This is a genomic window from Paenibacillus koleovorans NBRC 103111, from assembly GCF_004000845.1.
Taxonomy (GTDB): domain Bacteria; phylum Bacillota; class Bacilli; order Paenibacillales; family NBRC-103111; genus Paenibacillus_AA; species Paenibacillus_AA koleovorans.
In genome coordinates, this window is sequence record NZ_BIMA01000092.1 from 1 (window position 1) to 20,367 (window position 20,367).

Below are 20,367 nucleotides of genomic sequence, written 5' to 3' on the forward strand. Positions count from 1 at the left end.
GGTTTGTGTGTCGGCGGTAGGTTTTTAGTGTACGGCGGACAAATTCGTCGGTGAAAGAGGAAGGAAATGTAAACGTAGCGGATGCACCATCGTCTCCGTGAAGCTGGTCATCAGGGTTGGGATGTGTAAAACCGCACCTCATGACAATTGCAATTCGGTTGTTGTATGGAAGCATAAGGAGCAAGGCCTAGTTTACTATTGATTTGCTCGGGAACTTCGCTTTCACCAGCGAAGTTCCCTTTCTTTTTAATGAAGCAGCCAGCCGCTCGGATAATTACTTTCATGCTGGAGACGTCCCCAGTCGCCTGACGTTTGGCTTCCCCTTCTTAAGGAGCAAGGTGCGTCCAAGTCAGGTCAGTGAATTTTTGGAGTACAGGGTCGCCGGTTGTTTGCTGGCTTGTCATAACCGTAGAGGGTTTCTTTTCAGTCGCCAACGCCGAACCGTAATCCGTCATGATAAGTTTGCCAATGATTCAGGGGTAATTGTGCCTTGATCGCCTTTATTCGTTATCTTGGTTCGCTCCGCTTTGCTTCGTTTGGGTTGTGGTGTTGGTTTGCCGGAATTGAAAAAAAGTTTTTGGTTATTGAAAAGATTTTTTTCGATTTGCGCTGCATTCTCTGATATTTAAAACCACTCACTTTACATCGGGCACGCGGCACGGTTTGTGCGCGAATCCGATGTGGGGTGTTCGCTATGGACTATAATGGTATTTCTTCGCTCTCTAAGATGGATAAACTTTCAATGTCAGATAAGCAGACTGAGTCGTAAAATTTATGATGTTGTAACCATAGCAGATTTTCTAGAAAAGAACAGTACTTGTCTAATATCGACTGAAGATAAAATTGATACATCAACCCCAATGGGGAAATATTTCTTGGTCTTGGCGTCCATCTTTGCCGATATGGAGCGCGAAAATATTATTGTGCAAGTTAAAGGCGGCATGTCGCAGAAAGCGAGAGAAGGAGAATGGAATGGTGGCACAGCTCCTTTCGGCTATGATCTTGTTGATAAATGTCTTGTCATAAATGAAGAGGAAGCTAAAGAAGTGCAGTTTATCTACGCCGAGTATCTCAAAGGGAACGGCTATAATGCAATAGCGAATTTGCTAAATAATAAAGGGGTGAAGACTAAAAAAGGAAATGAATTTTATATAGCGGCGGTCAAGGATATATTGAAAAATGTGACCTATGCCGGAAAAATTAGATGGGGACACAGAAAGGACTGGGGAAAGCGCACCGAAGAAAATAAGCGAAAACGCAAGTATAATGATGACCCCATAATAAGTGAAGGAGTACACGAGCCAATCATCGATATGGAAACTTATGATAAGGTTCAAGCCAAGATTGAGGGAAACCCTCGCAGACATGTGAGGCAGTTTGATGGCAAGCACCTACTTAGCGGATTGCTGCGATGCCCAGCATGCGACGGCAAGATGTTCTATCAACCGGTTAAGAGTAAAGGGACGTTGTACGGATATTATAAATGTGGAACGAAAGGATGCAAAGAAAGAGGGATCAGAAGCACAGCGCTTGAAGAAGAGTTTGTTTCCATCTTTGGGGGCATTATCAATCAGCCCGAATTCAAGACGGAAATGTTGGCATCCCTTAATAGTGCCGATGATCAAATTGTAGATCTTCAGCAGCGGCATAAGAGGGTGGCTGGAGAGATTAGCAAGCTGGAGAGGAAGCAGGATAATTTATTTGCTGAATTGACAGAGGGCGATGATAAGTACAGATCGGTTGTACGGAAACGGATTCAGGATAATCTTGAAGAAATTGAAGGCTTGCAGAAGCAGCAGCAGGAAATCAATCAAGACATAGAGAGCATTCAAAGTAGCCGCTTTAATATTGATGAGATATCGGACTTATTTCAAAATGTTGGTAAAATTATCGGCTTGATGGACAAGGAAGCTCAGCAAAAGCTGGTCAGGAAGTTGGTCACAAGAATAGATTTAGTCGATGGTCGCATTACTGAGGTACATTTCTGTTTTCAGCAAAGTTTTAGGATTGGGGGTGGTAAGGGGAACCCTACCATAAGTGACGGCCTCTGAGACTTTTGATTTCAGAGGCTTCTTAGGATACTTCGAACGAGATCGGCCGAACATCTTGCACTCGCGAGGCAATGACTGCCGATAAATCTTAATTTGACATCAGCCGATCCATATGTTTAAATGATTAAACTAACGAACGAAAGATGGGATAACGTGTATGAGCCAAGAGTATGAGCAAATGGTACAACAATTCAAACATTATGTTCCTTTGCTTGATGCATTGAAAGACGAAAAACGACATGCCATTATTCTGTTGCTTGCCCAACATAAGTCCGGACTTAATGTGAATACGATAGCAGAATATATCCAATTGTCCAGACCTGCGATCTCTCACCATTTGAAAGTGTTAAGGCAGGCAGGCTTTGTTGATTATGACAAAAGGAATGTAGAGAACTATTATGTGTTGACGATCCGTAAACCGCTTGAACAACTTAAATTATTAATTGCGACCATTGAAGCTCGATGCAGCCAATCCTGATTGGTAAAGAGCAGAGTTAAAAATAGTTGCTTTGCTGTCATTCGGTTTATATGTTTGAACTAATGAGCGAAAGAAAGGTGTTGTCAATGAAAGCGATGGTCATTGAGAAATACGGAAAAAGTGTTCCCTTATTGTTGAAAGAACTTCCGATGCCAGTTCTCGGTGAACACGATGTGCTGGTGGACATTCGCGCCGCAAGTCTGAATCCCATTGACCATAAAATTAAAGCGGGAAAATTAAAGCTTCTATTGCATTATGAGATGCCTTTAATCTTGGGGAATGATTTTTCCGGTGTTGTTATCAAGGCCGGAGACAAAGTTGATCAATTTAAACCTGGGGATGAAGTATACGGAAGGCCGCGAAAGAACAGGATCGGAACGTTAGCGGAGTATATAGCTGTTCATCAGGATGACATTTCTCTGAAGCCGAAGAATCTTAGCTTTGAAGAGGCTGCAGCCATACCGCTGGTCGGATTGACCGCTTATCAAGCCTTCCATAATATTCTCAAACTGCAAAAAGACCAAAAGATTCTCATTCATGCTGGTTCCGGAGGCGTAGGAACGTTTGCGATTCAGCTGGCCAAATCGATGGGGGCCTATGTCGCGACTACAGCCGGCGAAAAAGGCTATGATCTGGTTAAATCATTGGGAGCCGATCAAATCATCAATTATAGAAAAGATGACTTTGAACAACATTTGAAGGAATATGATGCCGTTTTGGACACTTTAGGTGGTGATGTTTTAAAAAAATCATTTCATGTATTGAAGCCGGGGGGCAAAATCGTGTCTGTTTCCGGTCTTCCGAATGCCAAATTTGGCAAGGAAGCGCGTTTAGGGCGGTGGAAGACAATTCTTTTATCGCTTGTCAGTCACAAGCTTACAGCACTCGAAAAAAAGACTCAGACGAGCTACCATTTCTTGTTAATGAAGCCTGACGGAGCGCAACTGAAGAAGATTAAGGAGCTAATGGAAAAGGAGCGTATTATTCCTGTTATTGATCGGGTGTTTAAGTTTGCGGAAGCATCGCAAGCCTTGGAATATCTTGAAGGCGGGAGAGCTAAAGGAAAGGTAGTCATATCCATATCGCCTTGACCAGGCACGCTTGGACATTCGACGATCGTGGGTTGAAACAGTGCTGTAATAAAGGAGATGTGTCATAGGCGACTTACGAAAAATCGCGAAGGACATTAAAAAAGATCACGAACTAGCTATGGAACTTTGGTCAACCGAAGAGTTTTTGCCCAGACTATTGGCAATCTTAATTATGGACAAAAACCTTCTTTCACAAGATGTGCTAAATAAGCTTGATAAGGATATGCAGATTCACACATTTCATGAGCGAAATAACTTAATGGATTGGCTAATGGCTAATCAGCTCACCAAAGACAAGAAGACAATTGCATGGATGGAGTTATGGGAAAATAGTCCTTCCGCTCTTCAAAGGCGAGCCTTCTGGTATTATAAAGTGCGATTGAGATGGACTGGACAAACACCGTCTGATAACACCGCAGACTTACTTTCTGCAATTGAAGCTCAACTACCATCGGTTCGCCGATGATATGCTGATCACGGTGAGTGGACACTCCAGCAAAGGCGGATGGGCGGAATTAGCCTTACAGCGGCTATGGGAACAATTGGAGCCTTTGGGCGTGGAACTCAATTTGGAGAAAATAAGCATGGTAAACGGCTTGAAAGGCGAGGCCTTCGCGTATCTGGGATTTGACCTGCGCCGCGTGAAGAAACGAAGCGAACGGGCTATTTTATCCTCATGACGCCGAAAAAGAAAGCCCGAAAAGCTGTTAAAGCGCGGATTTGCGAAACCATTCGCAGCGGCGGCGCAAAACCGGCCCAAGACATCACCCCAAAAGATGTTGGCAAGAATGATCATGAACTATTTCGCTGAAAGGATGACCTCGCACGTCGTCGTTTCCCAAACGGCACAGGGGTTTCCCCATGCTGTTTTGAATTCATTTTTAGTCCCGGTCTAGTCTTTGAGCTTAACTTAATGACATTGCTTTCCCTATGGCATCTTTCTGATTCGGCATTTCATTTTCTTTGCTCGCTGTAGAGAAGCATTAGCTAGACTTATACAGATTAAATTATCCCCAGTTTTTTCGCTTGCGACAGTGCTTCAACACGGTTTCGCGCCTCTAGCTTCTGGAACAGGTTGTGCGTATAGCGCTTCACCGTGCCGATGGCAAGAAACAGCTCTCTGGCAATTTCCTCATTGGTGGCGCCTTTGTTGATTTTAAGCAAAATATCCAGCTCTCTTACCGTCAATAAAGCAGCGGCCTGGGGACAGGTTGTCGCAAGCGGCTGCTTCGGGCTGCTCAGGTCTTGAATCAGGAGCTGAAGCAAACTGTCGACATAGCGGACTCGACGGAGATGTGTCTCCTCATCGACCGACTTATTCGTAGAGACCTGCAGCCAGTAAGCGAGCAGATCAGCCATATCCGGCCCCTCGTCGAGAAAAATCCGCTCAAACTGCTCGGCCTCAGCCAGGTATATTGCTTGGTCGAGCATGCGCATTGCGCTTTTCAAGTCTCCCCGCTTCTTCCAGCTCAGCGTAAGCAGCAATGAAATTTCGATGACGCTGGCGTAGCGATCCTTGCTTTTGGCCAATTGGAGCAGCTGCGTCAGCCATTGGGTCGCCTCCTTCAGCTTGTGCTGCGCCATTAGAACACGGGCAAACGTAATGTTTTCAAATTCATTGACCACGATGGGTTTGGCGGTCACACTGAGCAATCGGCGCTGTGCCCACTTTGCGCCTTCCTCCAAGCTTCTCCGCATAATCTGGAAACGGACAGACGCAGCTTCCAGCATGCTTTGCCAGCGGGGAGAGGGCATCTGACTGATGTGTTCATTGGCTTCATGCAGGATGGAAAGCGCGCTTTCTGTGTCGCCGTCCGCCTGCTCGAGCCGGGCTTTCAAATAAAGCGCCGGGGCAAGCACGGCCGCATTGTTCGCCGCTTCCGCCAGGAAAATGCCATGGACCAATTGCTCGCGGGCGATGCCCAGCTCATTCCTTTCATAATGCAAATCCGCAATCATGACATGCGTCAGCCCATCCAGGTGCTCGCGAAAAAATTTTCCTGCGTGCGGGTCGTTGTGAAGCTTGGTATACAAATCCAGGCTTTTTTTGACTTTTCCGCCAAAGCAGATGTGTCCCCGAATCAGACTCGCTTCATTGGGGTTCAAAAACTCCGTTTGTTTCCCTGTCCAATTCATGAGCGTAATCACGTCGTCGATATGCTCCAGCAGACGGGTGTAATCCAGCGAGATGTTAATGACGCCGCGCATGACGCGGATGCCTTGGGCAAGCATAACGCGCACTTCGGCAGGCCAGGAGTGCTGCTCACGGGCGCACAGTTGCTCCGCTTCGTTCAATACCCTGAGCGCTTCGGTTGTCTTCCCGAACAGTACCCAGGTGCCGATCCAATAAATAAATAGTTTCGGCCGGCTCATCAGGATGGCTACAGGGAGCTTTTGCGCCCAATCCTGCAGCGCCAGGCTTTGCACCGTGCGATCCGAGGCATGGAACATATGCTCCATGAACAACACGACCTGGTCGTGTGCGCCTGCCGCCAAAGCATGAGGAATAGCCTCTTTATACATATGCTGTGCGCTGTACCAGCCGTACGCGCGCGTATGAATAGCCGCCAACTGAGATGGAGTGGTGTATTGTTCCAGCAGTTTTCTGAGAAATTCCGCGAACAAATGATGGTACCTGAACCAGGTGCGGTTTTGATCCAGCGGCACAATAAAAAGGTTGGTCCTTTCCAGCACCGGCAATATACTGAACGCCGAATCGTTCTCGGTCAACGCGAAGCAAAGAGAGGCGCAGAACCGGTCCAAAACCGAGGTGTGCAGCAAAAACAGACGAATATGCTCCGGTTGCCGATACAACAGCTCATCCATTAAAAAGTCCATCACAAAGCGATGGGAGCCTGAAAACTTGCGAATAAACTGCGAAGAATGCTCCTGGTCTTGCAAATAAATCGAGGCGAATTTCAAGCCGGCCGCCCAGCCCTCCGTTTTTGAACAGAGCAAGGCAATGTCGTCAGGGGGGAGCTCCAGCTTGAAGCAATCATCGAATAGCTCGGCTGTCTCATCGAGTGAAAACCGCAGATCGTTCATGTTCATTTCGCATAGTTGTCCCGTTGTTCTGAAGCGTGAAACGGGAAAAGGGGGCGCCTGTCGGCTGACAAGGATAAGATGAGCTTGCGGCGGCAGATGCATTATGAAAAAATGCAGGTTGTCGTGAATTTCGTCGTGCTGAATCAGATGATAATCGTCGAGGACGATGACGAACGGCGTCGCAATAAGACTGATCTCGTGAACGATGCGGGAGATGACAAATTCCATAGAAACGGACGGGTAGGCATCCAGTACGGGCTGCAACGCCTGCGCAATGTCGGGCTCAATCGTATGGATCGCATACACAAGATAATGCCACAGATGTGTATCGTCCCCCTCCTTCAAAGAGACCCACGCGGCGCGAAGGTGGTTGCGCGAAATCCATTCGCTGGTCAGTGTGGTCTTGCCAAACCCTGCCGGCGCCGTCATTATCGTCAAGGTGCGGGTCAAAGATTCGTGCAGCTTATGCTCCAGACGGCGGCGAATTAACGTATGTTCACCACTAAACGGAATGGTTGTTTTTTCAGTGACTACCCAGGATCGTTCCATAGCGTTCCCTCCCGCATTATGTTTTCGACAAATGTTGAAAGAGTCCTGTTGCGGAGAGAATTTTCAGGAAGCTTTGCAGGCATACAACCTTGAATACAACTTTAGTTGCTTGAACAGGTGTAACGGTTATGTTAATTTTCGGGGGATGAAGGGCTTGAGGTAACAATATTAGACATAAGCTATCGACGTTCGTATAGTTTTTTGAAAATAGTAAGGGGGTATCAAAACCGAATGTCATTTAAAAAAATGAGACAAAAATGCATGGTGCTTCTGCTAGGCATCGCCATGCTCTTACAGCCCGCTACGCCATTATTCGCGCAAACAGGTTCCGGGAAGGCTTTAATGGACCGTGATATTCAAGGTCGGGATATTCAAGGTCATTGGGCGGAAAAGCAAATCCAAAGCTGGCTTGATCAAGGTTGGGTTTCGGGATATCCGGACGGAACGTTTCGCCCTGATCAAGAGATTACAAGAGCTGAATTTGCAACTTTGGTGAACAGACGGTTTCAATTTCAATCAATGGCAGCTCTTTACTTTTCGGATGTTGTTGGGGAGTGGTTTGCTGATGAGATAGCCAAAGCTGTGGAAGCCAATTATCTTACCGGCTATCCAGATGGTACGATTCGTCCGAATAACCCGATAAGCCGGCAGGAAGCAGCGGTTGTTATCAACCGGCTGCTAGATTTGAGTACATCCAATAGGATAGATGCTGGCATTCATTTCTCAGATGCCGCTGATTTTCCTTCGTGGGCGATACAATCCATTGCCGCAGTTGCAGAGGCGAGGATCATGGAGGGTTATCCAGATGGCACGTTTAGACCCGGGAAATCAATTACCCGCGCTGAAGCTGTTGCCACGCTTGATCGAGTGGATCGAGTGGATTCAGTTGTAGACAAGGAAGAGACTGTGTTGAATGAGCCTGGGATTTTCGGATCGGAAGAAGCAGACCAGCCCCTAGTTATTCAAGGCAATGTTACGATCAATGTCCCTGATGTCACCTTGCAAAACGTGATAATCTTCGGCGACCTGCTGTTAGCAGCTGGCATCGCTGAAGGAGACGCTACATTGGATCGTGTCACGGTACATGGAACGACGACCGTAAATGGTGGAGGAGCCAATAGCATCCATGTTGAGCATTCGAGCCTTAGCGAAGTCGTAATTAACAAAGAGGAAGGAAACATCAGAATTGTCGTTTCCGGTTCGACATCGATGAGAGAGATCGTGCTGCGCTCTGGCGCGATCCTGGAGGAGATGTCATTAGAAGGCGAAGGATTTGGCAACGTGGTCATCACCTCGACAGCTGAAGGGAAGATCATCTTATCCGGAGACTTCGAAAATGTGCATGTACAAAGTCCAGGCGTGTCTGTTGAAATTAAAGAGGGCAGCGTGCAAAGCCTGACCATTGCGGATGAGGCGGAAGGCACAGACGTGCATGTCCGAGACCATGCATCCATCAACCGACTTTTACTGTTTGCCCCCTCTTCTGTCACGGGAAAAGGAAGCATCCGGAAAGCCGAAGTGCACGCTAGCGGTTCATCCCTTGAACACGAGCCGGAAGAAATGACATTTGCGAACCCCGGGATGTCCATTGTAGTCGGGGATAAAGAGGTGACCTTGCCATCGCCGCAACCTGTCATTGTGCAACCTGTCATTGTGCCACCTGGCGACGGTGATGGAAACGATGGAGGCACCCAAAATGGGGGGAACGAAGTCGTACCTGTCAGCGCGATACAGGTTGAACCGCGTCAGTTGACCCTGAACGTAGGTGAGATCGCGACCATTGTGGCCACCGTTCAACCTGCAGAGGCCTCGAATAAACAAGTGAAGTGGTCGTCGGATAACGAAACGATAGCCACGGTAGATCGAACAGGCAAGGTTAACGCTGTGAGCAAAGGTAAAGCGACCCTTACAGTGACCTCGTTGGATAATCAGAGCGCCATGAACGCTGTCATCGTCAACGTTATTGAAGCACCTGTCGTGACTTGGCAATCGGGTGAGGTTGCCATCGTCGAAAACTTCCAAGGCTCAGGTCAATTGGCAGTTGCTCGCAAGTATCGGTTAATGGTCGATGAAAATCGAGTGAATATGCGCGGTTCGACCGTTGTGATCGAGGGTGAAGAATCCGCGACGTTTGCTCGTTATCCTCATGACGATCTTTGGATTGCCGCAGGGCAGCGAACAGCCGATTTGAACATCATCGTCACGACGGAACAAGGCACGGAATACAAGGCCATGCTTGAGTGGGCAGGAGCCAAAGAAGCGACGGTTAGCTTCCAGGCTCCTTCAGAGGCAAGCGCTGTTTTTATCGGATCGGATGCATTCGGCCATGCACAAGTAGACTTCCGTGAAGCGAGCGTCAATCAGCTGCTTGATTGGACAGCGATCAAAGAAGAATATTATGCCATTGCGCTAAAGGTTAACGGAATAGACACAGGAGCTCATAACGTTAAGCAAGTGTTCCGTCAATACGAGAATGGCATGATCATCGAGCCGTCGATTGAGGGCGATTCGAATACCCAGTATGTCACAACAGATTGGCAAACAGGCAAAGCCGCCACCTATTACGTATTGGCTGATGATACGCTTCATGTCGCATATATCCGAGTGCTTGGTTTGATGCCAAAGCCATATGTGATCCAATATGAGTCGATAGAAGACGGTGTCAACTTTGATTTATCCGTGTCCTTCGGAACCTCCAGTCAAGAGCTATACGATTTACTAATGAAGACCGTTGAAGTAGCGGGTTCTGGTCATGCCACAGGCCGGGCAACCATCGCCTGGCAGATCGAGGCGTACAACGAAGCTATAGCAGGCGACTATGTGGCAATCGGCATCCTCACGTTACCTTCTGGTTGGGAGGGCCATCCCGCTCCGATTATGGCAACGATCACGATTCATCCGCTCGATACGATCCTTGTTAATATTCGTGATGAATCGACCACAGGCGTTACTCTGCATCTCGATCCGGCATTGGATGGACTTACGATGGCAGATGTCTGGCTGCTGGATGAGCAAGGGAACCCGGTCGCTATAGATGATCTGTACTCTGCGAATGCCGGTGCAAGCTACCAGGTGCAGGCAGAGCTGGCGCCTGGTCGGATTTACACGTTCGGTTTGGCGAAGGAAGGGTATGTGTTCAGTGACACGGCGCCTGTCATTAGAGTACCGCTGCCACCCCAACGCGTGACAGCGAGCGTCGTTGAAGCTTGGCGGCACGGATTCACCCTGAAATTTGAGCCTGGACTGCCAGGGCTGACAAGTGAGAATCTGACGTTAACCGATCGTGAGAACGGACCTGTCGTCATGGATCGTATCTCCACGATAGATCATGGCGAGACTTACGTGATCGAAGCCTTCCTGGACGTATCAGCGCTATACGAGGTGACAATAGCGCGGGCCGGTTATGACCTTGGCACGATGCCGCTCACGGTACAGGCGACGAATATATCAGTTGCGTTGACCGCAACAGAGCTCTTTGCCGATGCCATTACGATCGAGCTCGATACACCGTTATCCATCCTTTCATTGCGCGACTTTAAACTGGCATTATCAGACGGAACGGATGTATCCGATATTCTGGCAGATGCCAAGACAACGGATGGCGGCCATACGTACAGGATCACCGGGACATTCATGCCAGACACAGCTTATGTGCTTTCAGTTTCAAATCCGCCGAATGGTTATATGTTCAGCACGGTGCCGATAAACATTCAATGGACCGATATCGAACTTCAGGTGGAAGACTTGAACGGGCAAGAATTTACACTTCATCTTTCCCCGGGAGTGTCCAATCTGAAGGCGGCTGACTTGGCTATTGTTGATGTGCCTGGTCATCTCGCGACTATATTATCCGTAACTGAGGTGAGTTCTGATGGCTCCAGCTATAAAATAACGGCCCAATGGACACCTCTTACTTATTATGAAATCGAATTGATCCGCCCGGGATTGCGTGGAGCAGTAGACTATGTTATGCCTAAGTTTTACCTCGAAGCAGAGGTCGTTGAAGTGAAGGTAGACAGCGTTACATTGTCGTTGACACCACCCTTCGCGGGTTTGCTGGAGGACCTGTTCCTGATTCAGCATGAGCAGTACAGTGGGTTTTACTCTCCTTATTACGTAAAGGCATCCGAGCAGGGGAATAGATATCGACTTGAATTTCCTTTTAATCCGGGTGGAACGTACACGGTGACTGCGGACTATTGGAGGAGTGGATATGAGTTCAAATCGCCTGTGACGTTTACAGTGCCATTGATGGAGGTCGAAGCGACCCTGACTCGCTTTGATCAAACGGGTTTCTCCATAGCGTTATTACAAGCTGTAGAGGATCCGATTAGTATGCAGATCCTGGATTCCGATAACAATGAAATTCGCGTGATCTCCATCACCAGTCAAGCCGATCACAAGATTTACGATGTTCATGCCTTGTTGACAGGTGGGAAAACCTATACCGTCATTTTATCGAAAAAAGACTATAATTTCGGTGAACCCCTTACCTTCACATTACCGATTCAGCGAGTGGAGATGGGAGTGACCGATTTAAGCGGTTCCGAATTCATCTTGACCCTCGCTCCTGCGGTACCCGGGTTGGAGCCCGGAGATTTTGAATTAAAAGATGCCCGAGGTGCTTCTGTTGTTGTAGCAAATGCAGCTTCCGATGATGGCGCTAGTTACACGATTGCAGCGGATTGGATTGGCGGGGAAACGTACACGATTGTTCCGCGGCGGGAAGGGTATGACTTTGGTGAGCCGCTAAGCTTGATGCCGCCGATTATAGAAGTATCAGCGAGCGTGAGCGATATAACGGTCGACGGGTTCATCCGCATCTTCTCTGAACAGGTGTCTGGCCTGAAAGCAGAGCATGTAAGCCTAACATCTGAGAAGGGGGAGTTCGTAACCATAACTGGGATCGCCCGATCTGGAAATGACCCCAAATACACGGTTTCAGCCAAGCTGACCCGAGGGGCAATTTATGGTCTAGAGCTGGCATTGCCGGGTTATGCATTGGGCGAACCCGTCCATGTGATTGCGCCACCCGTTATCCAAGTGGAGAAGACGATCAGTAACCCGTCGATCAGCGGTTTTATCCTGTCTCTCGACCCGGCCGTGCCTGATCTGAAGGATGAAGCCTTGATTGTGCTTGACGAACATAGTGAGCGAGTACATGGAATAACGATGATCAGCACAGATGAAGGGGCGACGTATAGCGTAGCAGTGTCATTGTTGGGAGAGCATCGGTACTCCGTCAACCTGAACCTGGAGGGGCATGATTTTGGTTCTGAGGCCGTTATGGACGTACCGCTTGGCCAAGTCAGCTTCGATGTTCAAGCTAAGAAATCCGGCTTCACACTAATCCTCAGCTCTGCGGTGCCTGGTCTGACAGACGCTAACATTGAAGTGGAGCCTCATGTTGAGATCAGCGATGTTAACAGCCATGACGGAGGCACTACCTATACGCTTGCCGCTGACCTTGTGGCGGATACAACGTATACCGTCAGCTTAACGAGAGCCGGGTATGATTTTGGCTATCCAGTCAGTCTAACGTTCCGAGAACCGATGGAAGTTACAGATGTGATGCCCTGGGGGTTTACCTTGAAATTTGACCCTCCTCTGCCCGATTTGAGCCCCTATCAAGTCGATGTGAGCTTTAAGGATAGCAAGTACAACGCAAAATCGATCCATACGGACGATGGAGGTGCCAGCTATAGCGTCAATTACGACTTTATGCAGGGAACGGACTATACCATCAGTGTCTCGACGCCGTCGGGGGAAATCGGGAGTCCGGTAACGATTACGGCGCCCTGGACGCCGAGTGCAACGTTCAGGAATGTCTCCACCTCTGGTTTTACGCTTATGCTGGATGGATGGATTCAAGGTCTGGAACTAACAACCGAGCATATCCGTTTGACGACTGGAGAGGGTGAACCCGTCCCGATTGTCATTTTGGATACCAGTGGGGCATGGTATCATATTGCGGCAGAGCTCAGTATCGGAGAGAGCTACACCGTTGCAATTCACAATACCCCGGGCTATCACATCCGAGGTCTCCCTGCGCCGTTGCCGGAGGTGGCTCAAGCCGTGAATGCCAGTTTCAGTGAAGTCTCCATACACGGTTTTAAGCTTCATCTTAGTTATGCGGTGGAGGGACTTACTGAACGAGATTTAATTTTACGGGATGTAAATCGGGGTCAAGATGTTGCGGGTCTATCACTTTCGACCAACGATCACGGTTATACTTACCGGGTGAGTGCGAATCCTGCTCTGGTCTTACAAGGGGAGTACCTCTTGAGTGTGAATAAGGCGGGTTTTGTTTTTAAACTTGACTCGAGCTATGTAAGACCTAGGGTTATCAATCCGCGAGTCACTATTGCTGATGTGGATCCAACAGGATTGAATGTCACTTTAGATCCTGCGGTCCCCAATCTGACGAAAGCCGACTTTACGGTTTGCGTATGGCCTGCAGTAGCGTGCGTTGCTGCGGAAGATGTCATCCCCGGCAATAACGGTGACTATTTGATTAGAACCACGCTTGAACGGGGGAAGGAATATGCTCTGAAGATTTCACAACGCAGCGGGTACGATTTTGGCGAACCGCAACGCTTCAAAATACCGATTGTTGAGGAGACGATCGAAATTGTCGAGGTGTCCGCGACGGGTTTCACGTTTCATTTAAGCTCTGCACTAGAAGGGTTGGTGCCGGGCAATCTGAAATTACTGGAGGACAACAATACCCCGCTAACGATCCAATCTATAGATAGCCCAGATAATGGAAGAACCTATGAGGTGGGGGTAGCTCTCCGTCCAGGCCGGGCGAATTACTTGACGATCAATAAGGCGGGTTATAACTTCGGTGCCATTAAAATAGTTAGTTTTACACAACAGGTGACTGTCACGATCAGCGAGGTGGATGCGACGGGCTACACGATTCATTTCAGTCCTGCATGGCCAGATTTGACAGATGCTCATCTGGGCATAACCGATTCCCAGGGAAATTCAATGGTTGATTTCAATAGAAAGCTCGAGACTGCGGATGGCGGTGCTTCCTATCGACACCACCTATCTCTACGCGGAGGGGAGACCTACAATCTGAAGTTGCCGGATCGCTTCGGATATGATCATCCACAGGTGCAGATCGTGGTGCCGGCCCTGGCCGTAAGCGCTACGATAAGCGATGTCTCGACGGATCGTTTCAACCTCAATCTGGATCTGGCGATACCCGATTTGACGGCAAGCGATATTCTGTTGACAGATGAGCAAGGCAACACGATCACGATCAATCGTATTCTTCGTCGCTCTGGCGGCACGACTTACGAGGTTTATGCATCGCTAACGGGGGGCGCCGTGTATAACGTGCTGCCCATGATCCAAGGATACGATTTCGGTGTTGGATTTAACGTGACTGTTCCGATGCCAGTGGATCAGCAAGCAGCTGCCTGGATGGGAGGTATTCGTCTGCAACTTAATCCGCCTGTCCCAGGACTGACGATTGATCATTTTTCTTTAGAATCCAATCAAGGTGAGTCTGTCTCAATAGAGGATGTAGAGATGTTCGATAATGGCGCTTCCTATATCATCAAGGCTAAGCTCACCTATAACAGATACTATGAACTGCAATTGAGGAAGGATGGCTTTGAGTTTGAACGATTAATGGTTCTAGCCAAGCTTCTTTCAAGCCAAGTGATGATAGAGGGGGAGACGCACACTGGTTTCACCTTGATCTTTGATCCGGTTGTAGCAGACCTGCGCTCTTCAGATCTAACCATTATTGACGCCACTAACGGCCAAGAAATCGCATCGAGCGTGCTGGGCAGCGTCGATGATGGCAGAACTTACACTGTTGTGGCAGATTTGCTCTATGGCCACAACTATCGCATCAACGTTACACCTTATGGCTATGCCACGAACTCTGCAGTGATGAACCTCAATTTTATCGTTGGGCAAAGTAGTACGCGGAATCTAAGTGAGACTGGCTTCACATTCACGCTCCATCCAGCGGTGAAAGGATTGGTCTCGAATGATCTTCTTCTAACTGGGCCAGACGGCGCCAGGGTGGATGTGACTGGGCTGACCTCTGTGGATGGCGGCTCCACTTATGTTGCGGAGGTTGCCCTGCTACCGGGTGGTCGCTATCATCTTCGAGTGCAGCCGACTGGCTATAACTTTGGGGGGCCGTTTGCGTTACAAGTGCCACCGCCGACAGTTCATGTGATGAATGCTTCATCGGAGGGCATCACCCTCCAGTTCACTCCGGCATTACCGGGTCTGGACGTAAGTAACTTCAAACTACAGGGTTTTGACGGACTGCAGCTGGATTTGGCATTTGCGGATAGTACCGATGGCGGCAACAGCTATTTGCTCCGCCCGACCGAACCACTGCCGGATGGCGCCCTGATTGGCATTTTCCTGGAGAAAGCATTCTTTGACCTGGGTGCTACGCTTACAGCGCAGCTGCCATATCGTGTTAAACTGAGCGTTAGCGATGTGCGGAGTTACGGTTTCACCCTGCATCTGGATCGGCCTGTTACTGGCCTGTTGCCTGAGGAAGTTACCCTTACGGATGAGCAGAATAGGGTGTTCAGACCGTACGCCCTTGTCGGAAATTTGAATGGCGATATATGGGAATCCAAGATTGACTTGGCAGGCGGGCAGACATATCGTTTGGGACTGGATGCATCTGATTTGGAGGCAGGGCCGATTGATGTGGCGTTCCCCTTGGGAGTGATGCCCACAATCACTGCTGTTACAGATGGAGGCTTTACCTTGGTTCTTTCCCTAGCGGTGGATGGGTTGGACGGAACGGATTTACTCCTGACGTCCATGGGCAGCCAAGTGGCTTTGGAAATGACGGACATCATGATGGGAGATAATGATTCCACTTACAACGTACAAGTAGCGCTGACCCCTGGGCAAGTATACGAACTATCTCTAAATAAGACTGGCCATGATTTCTTGCGCACGGTGCGCCTTGGCTTCGGCCTGCCGCCAGTGCTGACCGACGCATTTATATCTGCCGATGGTAGCAGTCTGCTGCTTACCTTTGATAAATCAATGGTCGTACCTGATCACGCATCTGCCGGCTTTACGGTTACCGTAGATGGCGTCAACCAGTCTTTCACCAGCGCGAAGGCTGGCAGCAGCAGTAACGAGCTGGTCCTGGAACTGGAGACAGCGATTGAGGATGGGGCTATTGTGCTCGCCTATATCCCGGGCGTAATCCAGGCGGCAGACTATGGTCGGTTGGAAGAAATTCCATCTTTGGAGGTGCATCATCTTGCTCGCGTGAATGGTTTCGCTATTTTCCTAAGGGGGCAAGGGAACACGCTGGCTCAGATTGGTCAGGCTCTGCAAGCGCAACTGGGTGCCGACCTGGATGAAATCGCTCAAGGTTTGGCCACTCTTTCGTACCCTGCGATCGAGATCGCCACGGCACTGATGGCGGCATATCCGGACTCAACCGCCGCCGATGCGGCAGCCGCACTTGGGCACGCCGGTCTGGATAGTTTGGCGGTTGCCACTGCGCTGGGACTGCACTTCGGTGTACCCATCGCCCAGACGCCGGCATTGTTGCAAGCGGCAGGTTACAGCGTGTTGGCGATCACCCGGTCTCTTGCCGACCTTCATCTGACTGTCATTCAGGCGGCTGAAGCCTTGAGCGCTGCCAGCTTGTTCGAGACAGCGATGGAGAATGGGCTCATGGTAGCGGCGTCGCTACAGGAGGTTTATGGGGCGACAGCTGAAACAGCGGCTCAGGCGCTCTTCGCGGTGGGTGCCCCGGCCGGTGTTGCGCTAGAGGCTCTGATTACCGTATATGGAGGCGATCTGTCCACTGTTGCAAGGGCTTTGGCGGTCGGGGGCTACGGTGCGAATCGGGTCTCCAGTGCGCTTGTTGCGTATGATGGTGGTGCTGCCTCCGAGGTAACGAATGTGCTAACCGGGGCTGGCTACACTGCCGTGCAAATTGAAGAGGCCCTGGTGGCGGCCTTTGCCGAGTTGACGCTCCCAGACGTTCTTCTTCTCCTGTGGGAGGCTGGACACGAGACTCAAGCGATCGCTACGGTGCTCGTTGCCCGCACTTACACGGCAGAGCAGGCCTATCACCTGCTTTTGTCTGCAGGTTATGGATTGGACAGTTTGATGCAGATTCTGGCGCAGGGCTATGGTGCAAAGGCCACCGCCGAGGGCTTAAAGGCAGCCGGCATGGCGTTCGATGAGATTGGCGGTACCTTGAAACGCGTCTTTGGCCTATCGGCGGTCCAGGCTGGCACGGTTATGCAGCAGGCTGGGTATTCGATGGATGAGGCTGCCCAGGTCTTGCATCCCGCGTTCGGCCTCACGCTAAAGCAATTAGGGAACATTTTGTCGTCGAACTTCCGAATAACGTATGAGGAGGAGGTTGTGGCATTCAGGAAGGCCGGCGTTGGCATCGCAGCAGTATCGCGGTATTTGAGAGAAGAGATCGGCGCTGTCGGCCATATCGACCAAACGGGCGCTGGCATGCTCAAGGCGGCAGGTTATGATGTGGCCGAGGTCACAGAAGCGCTACGCTCCTTCATCACTGGTTACAGCGGCGGGGTTCCGGCCTATGCGGTGGCTAATCGGCTGCGGGGAGCGGATTATACGGCTGCGGAGGCCATCCAAGGTTTGGAGGCTGTGTATTCAGACGACCGCGAGGTCATTGTTTATGCGGTTAGTTACGCCTATGATGTCGACGAGGCAGTGGAGGGCATAGTCGCTCGTTGGGGTGTGGATCCGGAGGGGGTGGCACGCTGGGTTCGTCATGGCGCCTTGGTACGGATTGAGAATTATTTACCCTTATCGCCATATGATGTCGGGCTACTCCTAAGGGATCACTTGGGTCCCGACCCTGCAAGGCTCATCAACTCCCTGCGAGCCGAGGAGTTTCCCTTGGGCTACGTGGCCGATGTGATGGTATCGTTCTATGACGGCTATGAACGCCTCCCCATGCTTACGGGTCTGCGGGCGGCAGGGTATCCCATCGCTGAAATCATTGTCTACCTGGATGCGGGGGGCGGCCTGATGAATTCATCCCTATACAAGGAGGCCAACGTCACTGCCGCGGAGCTCGGCGCTTATATGTTGAGTCAAGGATATACCGCCCGCCAATTTGCAATTCAACTGGATGCGTATGATGCGCTGGAGATTGCCCTCGCAATCCGCAGTGTATACAACCTGGATAACGCCGCTGCTACAGCTGCTCTTTCGGGGATTTCGGGGGGAGCGGGAGAGCGCTTCTCCGGTCAAGAGGTGGCGGAGGCCGTCGGAATCGCCTATGACGTAGATGTCATTGGGATGGTTGCTGGCAATGCTCGCACCAAAGGGGATACAGCGGCGGCTGTTGCGTGGATGCTGAAGCAGATATACCATCTTGATCTGCTGGTCGCGGCCCAGCACCTAAAGGGGGCCGGCTACAGCCAGACCGAGGTGCTGCAGGGACTTTTGGCCGCTTACTGCGGGGAGTCGAAGTGGTCGGCCAGCACCTATCGCTCTTTGGCCCTGGTGTTGACAGATGTCTACGGCGTAGTCGATTCCATCGACAAACCGTTGGCGGTGCTGCAAGCCTTAGGGGCGAATCTTAGGCAGTCTGACCAAGTTTATATGTTGCGCCAGTGGTCTTTCTCACAGACTGAGATTGCCGCAATCCAGCGTCACATTCAGTTTTCGCCAGGGGAGAGCCTTGAATTCATGAGGGATTCTGCCCCGATCCCGACGGAAGAGATGTTGATTGGTGTGGCAGCGGCATATGCAATCTCGCGCACGGAGGCCTTAGTAGATTGGTTGCGATTGAAGCGGGGGGATGGCATCGGTCGTGAATTTGAAATAGCCGGTTTGCTCGCATTTCCGGGCAGCCTCGGCTGGCAGGATAGTGCCGAGCAACTGCAGGCCCTGGGATACAAACGCACCGAGGTGATAAACGCTATAAAGCATCGATGGAGCGGATCTGACGCCTACAAGTACCCAGCATGGATTTCTCATGTCCTGTTCGGGGAGACAGACCTGGGCGGTATCTTGGCAGAGATGCACCGCTCGGGTTCACGACCGGGCGAGTTGCAAGATGCATTGACGTTCCTGTATCCGAACATGGACTTGGGGCAAAGGGCGCTGTTGCTGAGGGAGGCGGGGCTTTCGTCCAAGCAGCTTGTGACTTGGGTACTTGAGCTCGAACCAAAAGACGAAAGCGTCTATCCCATCTTAAATCAGCTTGGCCTTACCGCCAGGGATGCTTTCTATTATGTGTTAGGCCGCTGGGGTGTCCCCATCGAGGAGCGGGTTGCGATCATGGATCAGGCTGGGTATACCCCGGCGGAGCTCTTCTTCGCGATATCGTCCGATGCAGTTAGAGTCGTGAGAGGCTACAAACAGCTCGATAAACCGGTCAGGGCAGTCGCTTATGGCTTAACGATGCACTATTATGGCGGTGTTCGACGCCTATTCACTAACGAGATCGCGTCTCACCTATATGGAGGCGGCTATTCGCTGGATGAGGTCGCCTTTGCTATGGCCCCGCCTCGGATTGCCTATGATAGTGACATCGTTCCTGCTGGGGAATATCGGGGAGCTCCGTTGGAAGAGTACGGTTGTTCCATTATGCGATTGGTGCCAGAGCGGGAGATCGGTAAGGTTGCACTGGCAATCACGCGTGCCAAGGCCAATCAGAATGCTGGCAACCTGGAGCAATATCCTATGGATTTGTCGGATGTAGCTTTCTTCATCTATTCCTGTGCGCCTTCTAATGGCAATGCTGCGTGGGATGCATTGAAGGCCATCACGTCCACACAGGCATGGAACAATAGCGTGAATCGGCTTGGGGGAAGCTGGAGTCAGAACAAGATTGTGCTAAGATCACTGCTGGAGGTGAGAGAGCTCAGTTCATATACGGCCGCGCACATCCTCAGGGCTAAGGGCTACACAATGGACGCCGCCTGGCTGGAAATGATGGCCGTAGGACTGGATTTCTGGACGGCGCGAGTTTCTGTTACCGACGCCTATCCGGGCGAGACTGCGGTGGCAATCCTCAGCCAAATCACGAATCTGATCCTCAAGGAACCTTCGATGGACATACCGAAGTTCTGGAGCAGGGGAGCATTCATAACTAAGTGGGTGAGCTTCGGTGTGAAACATATTCCAGATTAAAAGC

5 protein-coding genes and 2 pseudogenes are annotated in these 20,367 nt (G+C 50.3%); 6 read left to right on the forward strand and 1 reads right to left on the reverse strand.

Going from position 1 to position 20,367, the window contains the following annotated elements:
• Window positions 1–704 precede the first annotated feature (704 nt).
• The 5 genes and pseudogenes from PKO02S_RS23895 to PKO02S_RS33965 all read left to right on the forward strand — a co-directional run.
• Window positions 705–2,051: a recombinase family protein gene (locus PKO02S_RS23895; RefSeq protein ID WP_246067271.1), complete on the forward strand. Its 1,347-nt coding sequence runs from the start codon at window positions 705–707 to the stop codon at window positions 2,049–2,051.
• Window positions 2,052–2,208: 157 nt separating this feature from the next.
• Entirely contained in the window at window positions 2,209–2,529 is a 321-nt protein-coding gene (locus PKO02S_RS23900; RefSeq protein WP_127586904.1) for an ArsR/SmtB family transcription factor, read from the forward strand.
• A gap of 86 nt (window positions 2,530–2,615) precedes the next feature.
• The gene (locus PKO02S_RS23905) at window positions 2,616–3,620 is read left to right on the forward strand and encodes an NADP-dependent oxidoreductase (RefSeq protein ID WP_127586906.1); all 1,005 of its coding nucleotides are present in this window, start codon (window positions 2,616–2,618) and stop codon (window positions 3,618–3,620) included.
• A gap of 64 nt (window positions 3,621–3,684) precedes the next feature.
• Window positions 3,685–4,068 (forward strand): annotated as a pseudogene (locus PKO02S_RS23910) (DNA alkylation repair protein); the annotation flags it as partial.
• Window positions 4,061–4,431: pseudogene (locus PKO02S_RS33965) on the forward strand (hypothetical protein); the annotation flags it as partial. The pseudogenes PKO02S_RS23910 and PKO02S_RS33965, both read left to right, overlap by 8 nt.
• Before the next feature lie 191 nt (window positions 4,432–4,622).
• Here PKO02S_RS33965 and PKO02S_RS23920 read toward each other — a convergent pair.
• Window positions 4,623–7,214 carry a winged helix-turn-helix domain-containing protein gene (locus tag PKO02S_RS23920; protein ID WP_127586908.1) on the reverse strand — a complete coding sequence of 864 codons (2,592 nt, stop codon included), beginning with the start codon at window positions 7,212–7,214 and terminating at the stop codon, window positions 4,623–4,625.
• Between the two features lie 231 nt (window positions 7,215–7,445).
• Between PKO02S_RS23920 and PKO02S_RS23925 the strand changes: the two genes are divergently transcribed.
• Window positions 7,446–20,363, forward strand: coding sequence for an S-layer homology domain-containing protein (locus PKO02S_RS23925; RefSeq protein WP_127586910.1), 12,918 nt, complete (start codon window positions 7,446–7,448; stop codon window positions 20,361–20,363).
• Window positions 20,364–20,367: the final 4 nt, after the last annotated feature.